Here is a 15,232-nt window from a genome sequence, read left to right as displayed (position 1 = left end):
CCCGTCAGGCCGCGGCGGCGAGCCCGGCATCGAGGCGGGCGCGGGCCTCGGCGGGGTCGAAGGACGCCGTGTCGGGGGTGAGCCGCGCCAGGGCGGCCTCGGCCCGGCGCAGGGCCTCGCCGGCGAGGACCGGGGCTGCGGCCACGACCTCCTCCATCTCGGCCCGGACGCCGTTGCAGTGCAGGCCGACGTCGCAGCCGGCCCGGAAGGCGGCGGCGGCGCGGTCGCGAAAGCCGCCGGCGAGCGCGTTCATCGACAGGTCGTCGGTCATCAGCAGACCGTCGAACCCGATGCGACCGCGCACGATCTCGCGGATCACCGTCGCGGAGGTGGTCGCGGGGTTCTCCGGGTCGAGGGCGCGGAACACGACGTGGGCCGACATCGCCATCGGCAGGTCGGCGAGCGCCCGGAACGGCTGGAAGTCGTGCGCGTCGAGCTCGGCCAGGCTCGCCTCGACCACCGGCAGGGCGTGGTGGCTGTCGGCGCCGGCGCGGCCGTGGCCGGGCACGTGCTTCATCACCGGCAGCACGCCGCCGGCCATCAGGCCCTCGGCCACCGCGCGGCCGAAGGCCGCCACCACGCCCGGCTCGGTGCCGTAGGCCCGGTCGCCGATGACGTCGTGGGCGCCCGGCACCGGCACGTCGAGCACGGGGGCGCAATCGACGTTGATGCCGACCGCCGCGAGGTCGTGCGCCATCAGGCGGGCGCCGAGATGCGCGAGCGCCGGGCCGTTCTCGGGTCCGCCGGCGCGCAGGTAGGTCCGGCCGGCCGGATAGGCGTTCCAGTGCGGCCGGGTCATGCGCTGCACCCGCCCGCCTTCCTGGTCGATCAGGACCGGGGCGTCGGCCCGGCCGACGGTCTCGCGAAGCGCCTCCGTGAGGGCGCGGACCTGCTCAGGGCTCTCAATGTTGCGCTTGAACAGGATGAAGCCCCAGGGCTGCGCCGCGCGGAAGAAGGCGGCCTCGTCGGCGCTCAGGACCGGGCCGGCGCAGCCGAGGATCAGGGCAAGGCTCGTCATCGACGGCGACTCTCGTCGGTTCGGGGGCTGGAACGGGGACGCCACCCCGCCCCGGCGCATGGACGCCGACGGGCGGACCGGCAGATTCGAGGGGTCGGTTTCTAGCGCGCCTGACCGGTGCGGGGCTGTCGGCACAGCGCCACAGCGGCAGGGCTTCCGGAAGCCCGACGGAGGCGAGGCGGCCTCGCTTCGACGGAGTCCGGCTCGGGCGAACAAGAAACCCGGTGGCCGAGAAAACTAGTTCTTGGCCACGAAGCAGGCCGCGCCGGCCGACTTGAGCTTGCCGCACAGGCCGTCGGCGCTCTCCTTTGACATCGGCCCGACGCGGACGCGGTAGATCGACTTGCCGTTGACCTCGGCCTGGCGGATCAGCGGCGACTGGTTGCCGAGGACGGCGGCGTAGCGCTCGCGGGCCTGCTTGAACGCGACCTCGGCCTCCTTCTCGGTGGCGCGCACCGAGAGCTGCACCGAGAAGCCGCCGACCGGCGCCTGCGGCGTCGGCACCGCCTGGGTGGTGACCGGCGGCTCGGCGGAGGCGACGCGCTGGGGCGGCCTCTGCACCGGGGTCTCGGGCGCCGGGGTCTCCGCCGCGGCCGCCGGGGTCTGGGGCGCGATCGGCACGACCCGGGCGCTGCTGCGCGGCGTGACCGGCGCCGCGGCCGGCGTCGAGCCGGTCGCCTCGGTCGGCAGGGTCATGGTCGGAATCGGCGACGCGGCGGCGCCTTGCGCCTGCGCGGCCTTCTGCTGGGCTTCCTGCGCGGCGCGCTGCGCCTCGGCCGGCGACGGCTCGGGCCGCACCGAGACGGTGCGCACCCGGCGCGGCTCGCCGAGGGATTCGGTGAGCGCGTTGCCGGGGGTGGCGGGCGAGGCGGCGGGGCCGGCTTCGGCCACGAGGGCGCGGGCCGCCTGCTTCACGTCGAGGGGCTGCTCCTCGCGGTTGACGATGCGGATCTGCCCGTCCTTGGCGATCGGGCCGCGCTCGTAGATCTGCTTGTTCTGATCGGGGATCTCGACGCCGCCGGCATTCTGCGGCGCGACCTTGAGCGGCGCCTGGTCGGCCATGACCAGGATCGGTGCGCCGGAACGGCCGTGGTGGAACGCCTTCCAGGTCAGGGCGCCGCCGATCGACGCGGCGACGATGCCGAGCGCGGTGCCCACCAGGGCGATGCGCCGGCGGCCGCGGGGCCGCGGCTCGGCGGCGAGACCGGGCTCCGCCTCGACGGCCATCGTGGCCGGATCGGCGACGGCCTCGTGCTCGGACGCCGCGAGATACTGGTTGAAGGCGCCGGCCGGAGGATGCGACGGCCCCCCCATCGTGGGCTCGGAGCGGCCGGGGGCGAGGGCGCCGTCGGGCGCGGAGAAGCCCGCCTCGCCGTAGTTCGGCATCACCGGCTCGACGCGGCCACGGCTTTCCGCGGCGCGGGTCGCCTCCTTGGCTTCCTTGGCCTCCAGCAGCGCGCGGAACGGATCGTCCTGGCCGACGATGCGGGCGAGCTCGGCGAGCGGGTCGGGCCGCGCACCCGTCTGGGCGGGAGCCGGCTGCCGATCGTGCTCGAAGCCGTCGTAATCGACGGGAACCCGGGAAGCATTCGACGTCATGGCAGCACCATCCTGTTCGCCCTCGCGTCACCTCGCGGCTGTTGTCAGGCCGGCTCGGCGACATCGGCCGCCCACCCCGATATGGGGAGGGCGGCCGGCAGATCCCATCGCTCGCGTCCCGCCGCGGCACGCGCCTTCGCGCCTCCCGCGGCGTCCGGTCGCGCGCCGATCCCGGCGCCGAGCCTCAGCGCATCTCGTCGGGTGCACCGACGCCGAGGATCCCGAGATTGGACGCGACCACGCCCTTGAGGGCGGCGACGAGGGCCAGCCTCGCCTCCGTGGACTTTCTGTCGGTTTGATTAACAAACCGTAATTGCGGCAAGTCTTTGCCCTTGTTCCAGAAACTATGGAACGCGCTGGCCAGCTCGTAGAGGTGGAAGGCGAGGCGATGCGGCTCGTGGGCGGCGGCGGCCGCCTCGATCACCCGGGGCACCTGGGCGATCAGGCGCATCATGTCGAGCTCGCCCGAATCGGTCAGGCCCGACAGGTCGGCCCGCGCCAGCGCGGCCGGCGAGAGGTCGAGGTCGGGAAAGGCCTCGCGGGCCTGGCGGAACACCGAGGCGGCGCGGGCATGCGCGTACTGGACGTAGAAGACCGGATTGTCCTTCGACTGCTCGACCACCTTGGCGAGGTCGAAATCGAGGGTGGCGTCGTTCTTCCGGTACAGCATCATGAACCGCACGGGGTCGCGGCCGACCTCGTCGATCACCTCGCGCAGGGTGACGAACTCGCCCGCCCGCTTCGACATCTTCACCGGCTCGCCACCGCGCAGCAGGCGCACGAGCTGGCACAGCTTGACGTCGAGCGCCGCGCGTCCGTCCGAGACCGCCTTCACGGCCGCCTGCATGCGCTTGACGTAGCCGCCATGGTCGGCGCCGAGCACGTCGATCAGCTCGACGGCGCCGCGCTCGACCTTGGAGCGGTGATAGGCGATGTCCGAGGCGAAGTAGGTGAAGCTGCCGTCGGATTTCAGGAGCGGCCGGTCGATGTCGTCGCCGAAGGCGGTGGCACGAAACAGCGTCTGCTCGCGGTCCTCCCAATCCTCGGGCAGCTGGCCCTTCGGCGGAGGCAGGCGGCCCTCGTAGACGAGGCCCTTCTCGCGCAGGTCGGCGATCAGCGCCGCCACGGCGCCGCCGTTGCCCCCGCCCTGGAGCGTGCGCTCGGAGAAGAACACGTCGTGGTGGATGCCGATGGCCGCCAGGTCCTCGCGGATCCGGTCCATCATCCGGTCGATGGCGAAGTCGCGCACCAGCGGCAGCCACTCGGATTCGGGCTTGTCGCGCAGCGTCTCGCCGTACTCGGCCTTCAGCGCCTCGCCGACCGGCACGAGGTAGTCGCCCGGATAGAGGCCGTCCGGGATCGTCACCGTCTCGCCGAGTGCTTCGCGGTAGCGCAGGAAGGCCGAGCGGGCGAGCACGTCGACCTGGGCGCCGGCATCGTTGATGTAGTACTCGCGGGTCACGTCGCGGCCGGCGGCGACGAGGAGGTTCGCCAGCGCGTCGCCGAACACCGCGCCGCGGCCGTGGCCGACATGCATCGGCCCGGTCGGGTTGGCCGAGACGTACTCGACGTTGACCCCGCCCGGCACCTTGGCGCCGCGGCCGTAGGCGTCGCCGTCGCGGAGCGCCGCCCGCACCACCTCGCCGTAGAGCGCGGGGTCGAGCCGCAGGTTGATGAAGCCCGGCCCGGCGACGCTGGCTTCCGTCACGCGGGGATCGGTGCGCAGGTCGGCGGCCAGCGCCTCGGCGAGCGCCTTCGGGTTGGTGCGGGCCTCCTTGGCCAGTACCAGGGCGGCGTTGGTGGCGAGGTCGCCGTGGCTCGGATCGCGCGGCGGCTCGACCACCACGCGGGCGCGGTCCAGCCCCTCCGGCAGGGTGCCGGCGCGGGTGAGCGTCTCGAGCGCCTCGCCGATGCGGGCCTCGAAGGCGGCGAAGATGTTCATGCGTTGACCAGTTCTGCAAAGTTCGGGCCGGCCGGGACGAAGGGGCCTCAGCCTGCACGGGGGGCTCTTCTCACGCCGGGGCGGGCGGCGGCAAGCGGAGCCAGTGGAGACCACCTCGTCGATATGAAGGTAAGCCACTTCCCCTCCCCCTTGTGGGGAGGGGCTGGGGGTGGGGGTGGTGCAGGAGGCACCGCGACGTCTCTTCCGGCCCCACCCCTACCCCCTCCCCACAAGGGGGAGGGGAAAGCGCCTGCCTTTTCAACGATTTGGATTTCAGAAACGAGCGGCAGCCACTCGCGAGGCCAGCCGAACATCCCCGTTCTCTCCCTTGTCGCCGCGGAGCCGATGCTGCAAAGCGTCCGAGCGTCATCGCCGGACTCTCCGGCCCTCTGAGACAAACGATTCGGACCGCGCCATGCACGACATCCGGGCCATCCGCGACAACCCGGCCGCCTTCGACAAGGGACTGGCGCGCCGCGGGCTGGAGCCGCTCTCCACCGCCCTGATCGGCCTCGACGACGCGCGCAAGGCGGCGATCTCGGCGGCGCAGGGGGCCCAGGAGAAGCGCAACGCCCTGTCGAAGGAGATCGGCGCGGCCAAGAAGGCGAAGGACGAGGCCCGCGCCCAAGAGCTGATGGCCGAGGTCGCCCGCCTCAAGGAGGAGGCGCCGGGCCTCGACGCCGCCGCCGACGCGGCGGGCAAGGCGCTCGCCGAGCGCCTGGCGGCGATTCCCAACCTCCCGGGCGCCGACGTGCCGGAGGGCCGCGACGAGCACGACAACGTCGAGAAGAGCCGGTTCGAGGGCCGCGGCCTCGCGCAAGAAGGCCGCCAGCATTTCGAGCTCGGCGAGGCCATGGGCCTGATGGACTTCGAGACCGCGGCGAAGCTCTCCGGCTCGCGCTTCGTGGTGCTGAAGGGCCAGATCGCCCGGCTGGAGCGGGCGCTCGGCCAGTTCATGCTCGACCTGCACACCGGCGAGCACGGCTACACCGAGGTGGTGCCGCCGTTGCTCGTGCGCGACGAGGCGATGTTCGGCACCGCCCAGCTGCCGAAGTTCCGCGACGACCAGTTCGCGGCGATCCAGGGCTCTCCCGAGATCGCCCAGGAGAGCGGCGCGCCGAACCGCTGGCTGATCCCGACCGCCGAGGTGCCGCTCACCAACCTCGTGCGCGAAGCGATCCTCGCCGAGGACGAGCTGCCGCTCCGCTTCACCGCGCTGACCCCCTGCTTCCGGGCCGAAGCCGGGGCGGCGGGGCGCGACACCCGCGGCATGCTGCGCCAGCACCAGTTCAGCAAGGTCGAGCTCGTCTCGGTCACCGCGCCCGAGCGCTCGACCGAGGAGCACGAGCGGATGCTGGCCTGCGCCGAGGCCGTGCTGAAGCGTCTCGACATTCCTTTTCGGGTCGTCACGCTCTGCACCGGCGACATGGGCTTCGCCGCCGCCAAGACCTACGACATCGAGGCCTGGCTGCCGGGCCAGAAGACCTATCGCGAGATCTCGTCCTGCTCGGTCTGCGGCGACTTCCAGGCCCGCCGGATGGAGGCGCGCTACCGCCCCAAGGAGGGCAAGGGCGTGGCTTACGTCCACACCCTCAACGGCTCGGGCGTCGCGGTCGGCCGCGCGCTCATCGCCGTGATGGAGAATTACCAGAACCCCGACGGCAGCATCACCATCCCGTCGGCCCTCGCGCCCTACATGGGCGGCCTCAACCGCATCGAAGGACATCGGTGATGCGCATTCTCGTCACCAACGACGACGGCATCCACGCGCCGGGCCTGCGCTGCCTGGAGGAGATCGCCGGGCAGCTCTCGGACGACGTCTGGGTGGTCGCGCCCGAGACCGACCAGAGCGGCGTGTCGCACTCGCTCTCGCTCAACGATCCCTTACGCCTGCGCCAGGCCGGCGAGAAGCGCTTCGCGGTGAAGGGCACGCCCTCCGACTGCATCATCATGGGCATCCGCCACATCCTGAAGGACCACGGGCCCGACCTGGTGCTGTCCGGCGTCAACCGCGGTCAGAACGTCGCCGAGGACGTGACCTACTCGGGCACCATCGCGGGCGCCATGGAGGCGACGATCCTCGGCGTGAAGGCGATCGCGCTGAGCCAGGCCTACGGCATCGGCGGGCGGGCCAACGTGAAGTGGCACACCGCCGCCCAGCACGGCGCCGCGACGGTCCGGCGCATCCTCGACGTCGGGATCGAGCCCGGCATCCTGGTCAACGTCAACTTTCCCGATTGCGAGCCCGACGACGTCAAGGGCCTCGCGGTGGCGGCACAGGGCGTGCGCAACCAGGCGCTGCTCTCGATCGACGCGCGGATGGACGGGCGCGGCAACCCGTATTTCTGGCTCGCCTTCGCCAAGGCGCGGTTCGAGCCGGGCCACGGCACCGACCTGAAGGCGATCGCCGACGGATTCATCTCGGTGACGCCGCTGCGCCTCGACCTCACCGACGAGCCGACGCTGACGCGCTACGCCCAGGCCCTCGCGTGAGCGCCGGGCCGCCGGACGGCGAACCCGGGACGGAATCGGTCAGGGAGCCGGGCGAGGCCTCTGCCGGCGCGGTCGAGACCGCGGCCTTCGTGCTGGGTCTCAGGGCCCGCGGCGTGCGCGACGCCGCGGTGCTCGGCGCGATGGAACGGGTGCCGCGGGAGGCCTTCGCCCCCCTGGCCTTCCGCGACCTCGCCCGCCGCGACCTCGCGCTGCCGCTTCCCTGCGGCCAGACCATGACGGCGCCGAGCGTCATCGCCACGATGCTGGCGGCGCTCACCCCGCAGGGGGCCCGGGTGCTCGAGATCGGCACCGGCTCGGGCTACGCCACCGCCCTGCTGCTGCGCCTCGGCGCCGCCGAGGTGGTCAGCCTGGAGCGCTACGCGACGCTCGCCCGCAACGCCCGCTCGCGCCTCGACGCGCTCGGCTTCGACGCCGCGATGGTGGCGCTGGCCGACGGATACGCGCCGCCGGACGAGGCCGGCGGGTTCGACCGGATCCTCGTCAACGGCACGCTGCGCGACCTGCCCGAGGGACTGCTGGCGCGGCTGAACCCCGGCGGGCGCCTCGTCGGCGCCCTCACCACGCCGGCGGGGCCGCGGCTCGTCGCCATCGCCCAGGAGGCCGACGGCCCGTGGCGGCAGGTGCGCGAGACGCCGTTGCGCATCGGCCCGCTGACGCCCGGCCTCGCGGCGGCGCTCTGACGCGCAGCCGCGTCCGTTCCCGCCGCCGCCCCGCTTGATGAGCCCGAAACACCGCCCCGCAACGGAAGCTTAACCTGAATCCTGTTTGAATCCCGGTCATAGGGTTGCGTGGATGTACGGGTGCGTCGATGCGGGATCGCGGGACAGGCAAGGGGATGCGGACACTGTCGCGCTTCGCCCTCATCGGGCTGATCGGGGGCGCCACGGCGGCCTGCAGCACCGATGCGGTGCGGCTCGATCCGTTCTCGAACCCGTTCTCATCGAGCGCCAGCGGGGAACCCGGGGCCACCGGCAGCCTGCCCGAGGGTGAGGCGCTGACGGCGCCGGTGCGCTCGGCGCCGATCCAGTCGCGGCCGCTCGCCGCGCCGCTGGCCCCGCCGGTCACGAGCCGGCCGCTCGCCGCCGCCCCGGTGCTGACGCCCCGCGTCGCCGCCACCGCGCCGGTGACCGGCGGCCCGGCCGGCTGGTCGGCCGCCGGCGGCACCACCATCACGGTCGGCGCCAACGACAGCCTGAACCAGATGTCGACCCGCTTCGGCGTCCCGTCCGCCGCGATCCTCCAGGCCAACGGCCTGTCGAGCGCCGCGCAGGTCACCGCCGGTCGCCAGATCGTGATCCCGGTCTACCATGCCGGCGGCGTGCCGGCGATGAGCGCCCGCACGGTGCCGCCCGCCCCGCGGGTGCAGGTCGCCGAGGCCCGCCCGGTCGAGACCCGCGCCCCCGAGCCGGTGCGCCGGGTGGCCGAGGTCGCGCCCCGTCCCGAGCCTGTCCGGGCCGAGCCCCCGCGCCGCGAGCCGGAGCCCGCCCGCAAGGCCCCCGTCCGCCCCGGCCAGGCCGAGGCGAAGCCGGTGCCCGCGGCCGCCGCCGAGCGCGCCGCCAAGCTCAACCTGCGCAAGCCCGAGCCGCGCGAGGAAGAGGAGCGGGTCGCCGTCAAGGCGCAGGCGAAGGCCGCCGCCAAGGTCGCCGCGCGCCAGCAGGATGACGACGAGGACGACAGGACCGCCGCCAAGCCGAAGGCCGTCAAGGTCGAGGCCCGGAAGCCGGAGCCGAAGGCCGAGCACAAGCCCGAGAAGGTCGCCGAGAAGGCGAAGCCCGAGGTGAAGAAGGTCGCCGAGCTGCACAAGCCCGAGCCCAAGAAGGTCGAGGCCAGGCAGGTCGAGGCGAAGGTCGAGGCCAAGAAGCCCGAGCCGAAGCTGGTCGAGGCCAAGGCCGAGGTGAAGAAGCCCGAGCCGAAGAAGGTCGCCGAGGCGAAGCCGGAGCCGAAGCCGGAGCCGGCCAAGCCCGTGAAGGTCGCGGCCCTGCCCGAGAAGGCGCCCGAGCCCGCGCCGGCGCCCGCGGTCGCCCCGGCTGCGCCCGAGCCGCAATCGACCTTCCGCTGGCCGGCCCGCGGCCGGGTGATCAACGGCTACGGCTCGAGCGGCAACGAGGGCATCAACATCGCGGTGCCGGAAGGCACCCCGGTCAAGGCCGCCGAGGAGGGCACCGTGGCCTATGCCGGCAGCGACGTGAAGGGCTACGGCAAGCTCGTCCTGGTGCGCCACTCCAACGGCTACGTCTCGGCCTACGCCCATAACGGCGAGATCGACGTGCGGCCGGGCGAGAAGGTGAAGCGCGGCCAGACCATCGCGAAGTCCGGCGCGTCCGGCAACGTGACCTCGCCGCAGCTGCACTTCGAGATCCGCAAGGGCGCGACCCCGGTCGACCCGATGCCGCACCTCGCGAGCAACTGAACGTCGATCGAGCGAGACGGGAGCGGGGCGCGCGAGCGTCCCGCTTTTTCGCGTCGGCGGCTCATGCCTCGAGGCGGGAGTCTCCCTCGCCGAGTTCCGCATTCATTCCCGCCGCCAGGTCGAAGAACCGCCGCCGCACCTCGGCCGAGAACGGGTTCTCGCGCTCGATCGCGTGGTAGACCTCCGGGGCGTCGTGCCGGACCATCCCGACCGCCTGCATCACCAGGTCGAAGCTGCGGGTCGTCATCCGGGTCGGCAGCGGCTCCATCGCCACCAGCACCTTGGCGATGAGATGGGTCAGGCCCTGCACCGCCGCCGCCTCGCGGTCATGCGCCTCGGGCGTGGTCAGGATCACAGTGAGGCCGAGGGCGCGGCGCAGGAACGCGCCGACACGGCGCGCCCGCTCGCCCCGCACCGGGCAGACCGCGATCTTGAGCCCGCGCAGGCCGTCGCGCGCGCTCTGCGGCCCGAAGAGCGGGTGGGTGGCGACGATGTCGACGTCTTTCGGCAGTCCCGCCCGCATGATCTCGGCCGGGCGCACCTTCACCGAGCCGACATCGAGGACGAGGGCACCCGGCCGCAGGTGCGGGGTCATGCCCTCCACCACCGCGGCGAGGGTCGAGACGGGGGTGGCCAGGATCACCACCGGGCAGGCGGCGGCCTCGGCGAGCATGGCGGGCGCGGCGCCGGCCTCCGCGATCACGCCCGAGGGCACGAACGGGTCGTGGACGCACAGGTCGGCGTGCGGCTCCAGATGCGCGGCGACGAGGCGGCCGAAGGCGCCGAAGCCGATCAGGCCGACCGAAACGGGGGTGTCGAGGGGAAACGGCACGGGGAGACCTCGGCGGTGGGCGAGGTCGGCGGGCCTGGAACTTTCGGGAAAAAGCCTCAACCGCCGACACGTCGCAGCGGTTGAGAGATGACGAGCACTCCGCCGCTTAAGGATGCGGCGCGGGATAGAGTCCGGTCGGGAGGGCGCTGGTCATGGCCGAGCCTGTAGCCTCAGCCGGCCGGCACCGTCAATCGGCCCCATTCAGTTAGAACTCGATCCCCTCCTGCGCCTTCACCCCGGCGGCGAAGTGATGCTTGACGACCGCCATCTCGGTCACGAGGTCGGCGGCGGCGATCAGCTCCGGCTTGGCGTTGCGGCCGGTGACCACGACGTGCAGGTCGGGCCTGCGCCGGCTCAGTGCCTCCACCACCTCGGCGAGCGGCAGGTAGTCGTAGCGCAGCGCGATGTTGAGCTCGTCGAGGACGAGGAGCCGGATCGCCGGATCGGCCATCAGCGCCTCGGTCCTCGCCCAGGCGGCGCGGGCGGCCGCGACGTCGCGGTCGCGGTCCTGCGTCTCCCAGGTGAAGCCCTCCCCCATCGTGTGCCACTCGACCTGGTCGGCGAAGCGGTCGAGGGCGAAGCGCTCGCCGGTCTCCCAGGCGCCCTTGATGTACTGCACCACCCCGACCCGCCAGCCGCGGCCGAGCGCCCGCAGCATCAGCCCGAAGGCCGCGGTCGACTTGCCCTTGCCGGGGCCGGTATGGACGATGAGCAGCCCCTTCTCGATCGTCTTACCCGCCACCTCGGCGTCCTGGACCGCCTTGCGCTTCTCCATCTTGGCGCGGTGGCGCGCCGCCTCGTCGTCGCTCATCGTGTCTCTCCCTTGATCGTCATGGGTAGGCCCGCCACCACCAGCACCACCCGGTCGGCGAGCGCGCCCAAGCGCTGGTGCAGGCGGCCGGCCTCGTCGCGGAACCGGCGGGCGAGCGCGTTCTCGGGCACGATGCCGAACCCGACCTCGTTCGAGACCAGCACCAGGGGCCCGGGCGCCGCGGCGCAGGCCGCGAGCAGGTCCGCGACCTCGGCGGCGAGGTCGGCCTCCTCGTCCAGCATCGCGTTGGTGAGCCACAGCGTCAGGCAGTCGACCAGCACCGGCCGGCCCGGCGGCGCCCGGCGGATCGCCCCGGCGAGGTCGCGGGGCGCATCCACGGTCTCCCAGGGCGGCGGCCGGCGGGCGCGGTGGAGGGCGATGCGCTCTCGCATCTCGTCGTCCCACCCTTGCGCCGTCGCGACGTAGAGCCAGGGGCCGGCCTGCGCCGAGACCAGCCCCTCGGCATGGGCGCTCTTGCCCGAGCGGGCACCGCCCAGCACCAGGGTCAGGCGCGGCGCGGCGCGGGTCTCGTCCGGCACGGAACTCTCCTCGGGCGCGGGGGTCGGGTGGAAATCCATCGAATTGGGGGTGTCGGGGCACGGCGCGGCGATTGCAAGCCCGCAGGCGAGCGGCTAGGGTCGAGGAGACGGTGCCTCGATCACGAGGTGAAAAGGGAACGCGGAAACCGGGATCGTCTCGGCCTGCCGCGGCTGCCCCCGCAACTGTGAGCGGACGATTACGGCCCGCCATCGGCCACTGGAGCGATCCGGGAAGGCGGTGGGCCGGTGTTGAGAGCCCGCGAGCCAGGAGACCTGCCGTCATCCTTTCATCTCGACGCCGCCGGTGGGGCGGCAGGAGCTTCGTCATGGTCGCGATCACCCGTACCCTCTCCCCCGACCTGGTCGGCGAGCGCCTGAGCGCCGTGCTCCTGGCCGCCACCCTCGGCGTCGGCCTGCTGTTCGTCTCGGGCTTCGCGCCCGTGGTCGCCCTGCACAACGCCGCGCACGACTGGCGCCACTCCGCCAACTTCCCCTGCCACTGACCAGGGCTTGACCGAACGCGGCTGCGCGGCCTGCGCCCTTCACGGGGAGCGGGCCCGTTTCCCGTTGGTCGTGCAGGTGATCCCTCGATGACGAAACGACTGCTCGCCGCGGCCCTGGTCGCCGGCTTCCTGGCCGCCTGCGTGGCGTCCGTGCTGCAATTCGCCCTCACCTCGCCGCTGATCCTGGCGGCGGAGAAGTACGAGACGGCCGAGACCGCCGAGCCGGCCTTCGCCGGCAGGGCCTTCGCTAACCCGCTGATCGTGCTGGCCCATGCCGGACACGACCATGGCGGCGAGCCGCAATGGCAGCCCGCCCCCGGCCTGCCGCGCCTCGCCTTCACGGCGCTCGCCACCCTGGTGAGCGGCGTCGGCTACGCCTTGCTGCTCGGCGCCGTCCTGGTCGCGACCGGCCGCACCGTGACGCCGGGCGAAGCGCTCAAGTTCGGCATCGGCGGCTTCCTGGCCGCCGGCCTGGCTCCCGCGATCGGGTTGCCGCCGGAACTGCCCGGCATCGCCGCGGCGGGCCTCGAATCGCGCCAGCTCTGGTGGGTGGCGACCGCCCTCGCCACGGGTATCGGCCTCTACCTGATCGCGATCCGCCGCGGCCCGGCGGCGATCGCGGTCGGCCTCGCCCTCCTCGTCGCGCCGCATGTCTGGGGCGCGCCGCACGGGCCGGAAGAGATCTCCGCCATGCCGCCGGTCTTCGCGGCGCAGTTCGCCGCCCGGTCGCTCGCCATCGGCTTCACCTTCTGGGCGGTGCTCGGCCTCGCCTTCGGCTGGGCCTGGGGGGCGGTGGCGGGACGGACGAGAGATTCCGTCCGCGGCGGGGTGGCGGCGTGAGCGATCCCATCTCCCCCGATATCTGCGTCCTCTACGTCTGCACCACCTGCCGCGACGCGGCCGACCCGGCCGACGGCCCCCGCGCCGGGGCCCGCCTGCACGAGGCGCTGGCCGCCGCGCTGGCCGCACGGCCCGGCGCGCCGGTGACGATCGAGCCGGTGGAGTGCCTCTCGGTCTGCAAGCGGTCCTGCACGGTCGCGGTCGCGAGCCCCGGCCGCTGGACCTACGTCTACGGCGACCTCGACCCGGCGGCCTCCGCCGAGGTCATCCTCGACGGCATCGGCCTCTATGCCGGGACGCCGGACGGCATCGTGCCCTGGCGCGAGCGTCCGCAGGAGTTCCGCAAGGGTGTCGTCGCCCGCATCCCTCCCGCGCCGGTGAACGCATGACCATCCTCAACAAGATCCCCTGCACCATCGTCACGGGCTTCCTCGGCGCCGGCAAGACGACGCTCGTGCGCCACGCGATCGAGCACAACGACGGCCGGCGGCTCGCCATCATCGTCAACGAGTTCGGCGATGTCGGCTTCGACGGGTCGCTTCTCGCCGAATGCGGCATCCCGGGCTGCGACGCCGATGCGGTGGTGGAACTGCCGAACGGCTGCATCTGCTGCACTGTCGCGGACGATTTCGTTCCGGCGCTCAACAAGCTCCTCGACCGGCCCGAGCCGCCCGAGCACATCCTGATCGAGACCTCGGGCCTCGCCCTGCCCAAGCCCCTCGTCCAGGCCTTCAACTGGCCGGCGATCCGCTCGCGGGTCACGGTGGACGGCGTGGTGGCGGTGGTGGACGGCCCGGCGGTGGCGTCCGGCGCCTTCGCGGACGATCCGGAGGCACTGGCCGAGCAGCGCGCGGCCGATGCCAGCGTCGACCACGAGAACCCGCTCGAGGAGGTGTTCGAGGACCAGCTCCTCTGCGCCGACCTCGTGGTGATGAACAAGTCCGACCTCCTCGACGAGGGCGAGCGGGCGCGCGTCCGCGCCGAGGTCGAGGCGCACCTGCCGCGCGCCGTCAAGCTCGTCGAGACCGCCCACGGCGCTCTCGATCCCCGCGTGCTGCTCGGCCTCAACGCCGCGGCCGAGGACGACCTCGCCGCCCGCCCCTCGCACCACGAGACGGAAGAGGACCACGACCACGACGACTTCGAGAGCGTGGCGATCCCCGTGGCGGCCGCCGGCTCGCCCGAGGATCTGGCCGCCCGGGTCGCCAAGGCCGCCGAGGTCGCGGGCGTGCTGCGCATCAAGGGCTTCTGCGCCGTCGCCGACAAGCCGATGCGCCTCGTCGTCCAGGGCGTCGGCCGCCGCATCGCCCATCATTACGACCGCCCCTGGCGCCCGGCCGAGCACCGCGACGGCACGCTGGTGGTGATCGGGCTCACCGGCTTCGACAAGGCGGCGGTGACGGCGGCGCTGAAGGGCTGAGGGATCGGTACGCCAGTTCCGGCGTACCAGGTCTCGCGGCCTGCGACAGGCCGTCCGTGTCGGGAAGAAGCGCGGATCTCCCCTCTCCCCGCCCGCGGGGAGAGGAGGGACCCGCGCTTTACTTTCGAAGCGGGATGCCTGACGCCATGGCGTCGGGATGAGGCCGAACCTCGACTGTCGAAACCCCCAGCCCCGGAGGGCCATCCCATGTCGGAGCCGGCGCCGCGGCCCTGGAGCGTGCAGGACTTCTTCTCCTGGCAGGAACAGCAGCCCGAGCGCTACGAGCTGGTCGGGGGGGTGCCGGTGCGCCTGATGGCGGGCGCCCGCAACGTTCACGACGACATCGTCGTCAACCTCGTGGCGGAGTTCCGCACGCGCCTGCGCGGCACGCCGCGCCGGCCCTTCACCGGCGACGGCAGCATCGAGACCCTGCCCGGCCAGATTCGCCGGCCCGATCTCGGCGTCGATTGCGGGCCCCGTGATCCGGACGGGCTGAGCGCGGCCGAGCCGCGGTTCGTCGTCGAGGTGCTGCCGCCTTCCACGCGAGACTTCGAGGCGTTCGGCAAGCTGGAAGAGTACAAGACGCTGCCGAGCCTCGCGGCGATCCTGCTGGTCGAGCCGAACGCGCCCGAGATCGCCCTGTGGCACCGGGATGCGGACGGGGTCTGGAAGCGTCGCTTCGTGACGGGGCTCGACGGGACGTTCGATCTACCCGAGTTCGGCATGACCCTGGCGCTGGCAGACGTCTATGACGGCGTCGCCTTCCCGGCGCGGCCCCGCCTCGTCTCTGGGACCGGGGACTAG

At 73.0% G+C, this 15,232-nt stretch carries 15 protein-coding genes and 1 riboswitch; of the genes, 9 read left to right on the top strand and 6 right to left on the bottom strand.

The features are described 5' to 3' along the window. Positions 1 to 4: 4 nt before the first annotated feature. The 3 genes from nagZ to argS all read right to left on the bottom strand — a co-directional run bounded on the left by nagZ (position 5) and on the right by argS (position 4,559). Positions 5 to 1,018, bottom strand: a complete 1,014-nt coding sequence (nagZ, locus tag V3T34_RS24820) for a beta-N-acetylhexosaminidase (protein WP_060846542.1) — start codon at positions 1,016 to 1,018, stop codon at positions 5 to 7. 237 nt (positions 1,019 to 1,255) lie between these two features. Further along, a complete protein-coding gene (locus tag V3T34_RS24815) occupies positions 1,256 to 2,617 on the bottom strand; it encodes an SPOR domain-containing protein (RefSeq protein ID WP_305077180.1) in 1,362 nt (453 codons plus the stop codon). Between the two features lie 184 nt (positions 2,618 to 2,801). Next, positions 2,802 to 4,559, bottom strand: coding sequence for an arginine--tRNA ligase (gene argS, locus V3T34_RS24810; protein ID WP_305077179.1), 1,758 nt, complete (start codon positions 4,557 to 4,559; stop codon positions 2,802 to 2,804). A gap of 415 nt (positions 4,560 to 4,974) precedes the next feature. Here argS and serS point away from each other — a divergent pair, with 415 nt between their 5' ends. From serS to V3T34_RS24790, 4 genes are all read left to right on the top strand, one after another. Beyond that, a complete protein-coding gene (gene serS / locus V3T34_RS24805) occupies positions 4,975 to 6,291 on the top strand; it encodes a serine--tRNA ligase (protein ID WP_305077178.1) in 1,317 nt (438 codons plus the stop codon). Beyond that, positions 6,291 to 7,052 (top strand): 5'/3'-nucleotidase SurE, encoded by a 762-nt coding sequence (surE, locus tag V3T34_RS24800; protein WP_060846546.1) that lies wholly within the window; start codon positions 6,291 to 6,293, stop codon positions 7,050 to 7,052. The genes serS and surE overlap by 1 nt, the downstream gene beginning before the upstream one ends. Further along, positions 7,049 to 7,753: a protein-L-isoaspartate O-methyltransferase family protein gene (locus V3T34_RS24795; protein ID WP_407942769.1), complete on the top strand. Its 705-nt coding sequence runs from the start codon at positions 7,049 to 7,051 to the stop codon at positions 7,751 to 7,753. The genes surE and V3T34_RS24795 overlap by 4 nt, the downstream gene beginning before the upstream one ends. Positions 7,754 to 7,908: 155 nt before the next feature. Continuing rightward, positions 7,909 to 9,483, top strand: coding sequence for a peptidoglycan DD-metalloendopeptidase family protein (locus V3T34_RS24790; RefSeq protein ID WP_305077177.1), 1,575 nt, complete (start codon positions 7,909 to 7,911; stop codon positions 9,481 to 9,483). A gap of 61 nt (positions 9,484 to 9,544) precedes the next feature. Here V3T34_RS24790 and V3T34_RS24785 read toward each other — a convergent pair whose 3' ends face one another. From V3T34_RS24785 to cobU, 3 genes are all read right to left on the bottom strand, one after another. Next, positions 9,545 to 10,315, bottom strand: coding sequence for a prephenate dehydrogenase (locus V3T34_RS24785; RefSeq protein WP_305077176.1), 771 nt, complete (start codon positions 10,313 to 10,315; stop codon positions 9,545 to 9,547). 205 nt (positions 10,316 to 10,520) lie between these two features. Beyond that, complete coding sequence (cobO, locus tag V3T34_RS24780) at positions 10,521 to 11,126, bottom strand: cob(I)yrinic acid a,c-diamide adenosyltransferase (protein WP_058620722.1); 606 nt, start codon at positions 11,124 to 11,126, stop codon at positions 10,521 to 10,523. After that, the gene (gene cobU / locus V3T34_RS24775) at positions 11,123 to 11,704 is read right to left on the bottom strand and encodes a bifunctional adenosylcobinamide kinase/adenosylcobinamide-phosphate guanylyltransferase (RefSeq protein WP_407942768.1); all 582 of its coding nucleotides are present in this window, start codon (positions 11,702 to 11,704) and stop codon (positions 11,123 to 11,125) included. The genes cobO and cobU overlap by 4 nt, the downstream gene beginning before the upstream one ends. A 52-nt stretch (positions 11,705 to 11,756) precedes the next feature. Beyond that, positions 11,757 to 11,960, top strand: a riboswitch (cobalamin riboswitch). A 31-nt stretch (positions 11,961 to 11,991) separates the two neighbouring features. Between cobU and V3T34_RS24770 the strand changes: the two genes are divergently transcribed. The 5 genes from V3T34_RS24770 to V3T34_RS24750 all read left to right on the top strand — a co-directional run bounded on the left by V3T34_RS24770 (position 11,992) and on the right by V3T34_RS24750 (position 15,232). Then, a complete protein-coding gene (locus V3T34_RS24770; RefSeq protein WP_305077174.1) occupies positions 11,992 to 12,168 on the top strand; it encodes a CbtB domain-containing protein in 177 nt (58 codons plus the stop codon). An 87-nt stretch (positions 12,169 to 12,255) separates the two neighbouring features. Continuing rightward, positions 12,256 to 13,008: a CbtA family protein gene (locus V3T34_RS24765; protein WP_305077173.1), complete on the top strand. Its 753-nt coding sequence runs from the start codon at positions 12,256 to 12,258 to the stop codon at positions 13,006 to 13,008. Continuing rightward, positions 13,005 to 13,397, top strand: a complete 393-nt coding sequence (locus tag V3T34_RS24760) for a DUF1636 family protein (RefSeq protein WP_244533492.1) — start codon at positions 13,005 to 13,007, stop codon at positions 13,395 to 13,397. The genes V3T34_RS24765 and V3T34_RS24760 overlap by 4 nt, the downstream gene beginning before the upstream one ends. Further along, positions 13,394 to 14,428 (top strand): cobalamin biosynthesis protein CobW, encoded by a 1,035-nt coding sequence (cobW, locus tag V3T34_RS24755; protein WP_305077172.1) that lies wholly within the window; start codon positions 13,394 to 13,396, stop codon positions 14,426 to 14,428. The genes V3T34_RS24760 and cobW overlap by 4 nt, the downstream gene beginning before the upstream one ends. Positions 14,429 to 14,635: 207 nt before the next feature. Further along, the gene (locus V3T34_RS24750; RefSeq protein ID WP_305077171.1) at positions 14,636 to 15,232 is read left to right on the top strand and encodes a Uma2 family endonuclease; all 597 of its coding nucleotides are present in this window, start codon (positions 14,636 to 14,638) and stop codon (positions 15,230 to 15,232) included.

The sequence above is a fragment of the Methylobacterium ajmalii genome, from assembly GCF_036448855.1.
GTDB classification, from domain to species: Bacteria; Pseudomonadota; Alphaproteobacteria; order Rhizobiales; family Beijerinckiaceae; genus Methylobacterium; species Methylobacterium ajmalii.
The sequence above is the reverse complement of the archived record's forward strand: the minus strand, read 5'-3'. Positions and strand labels throughout refer to the sequence as shown.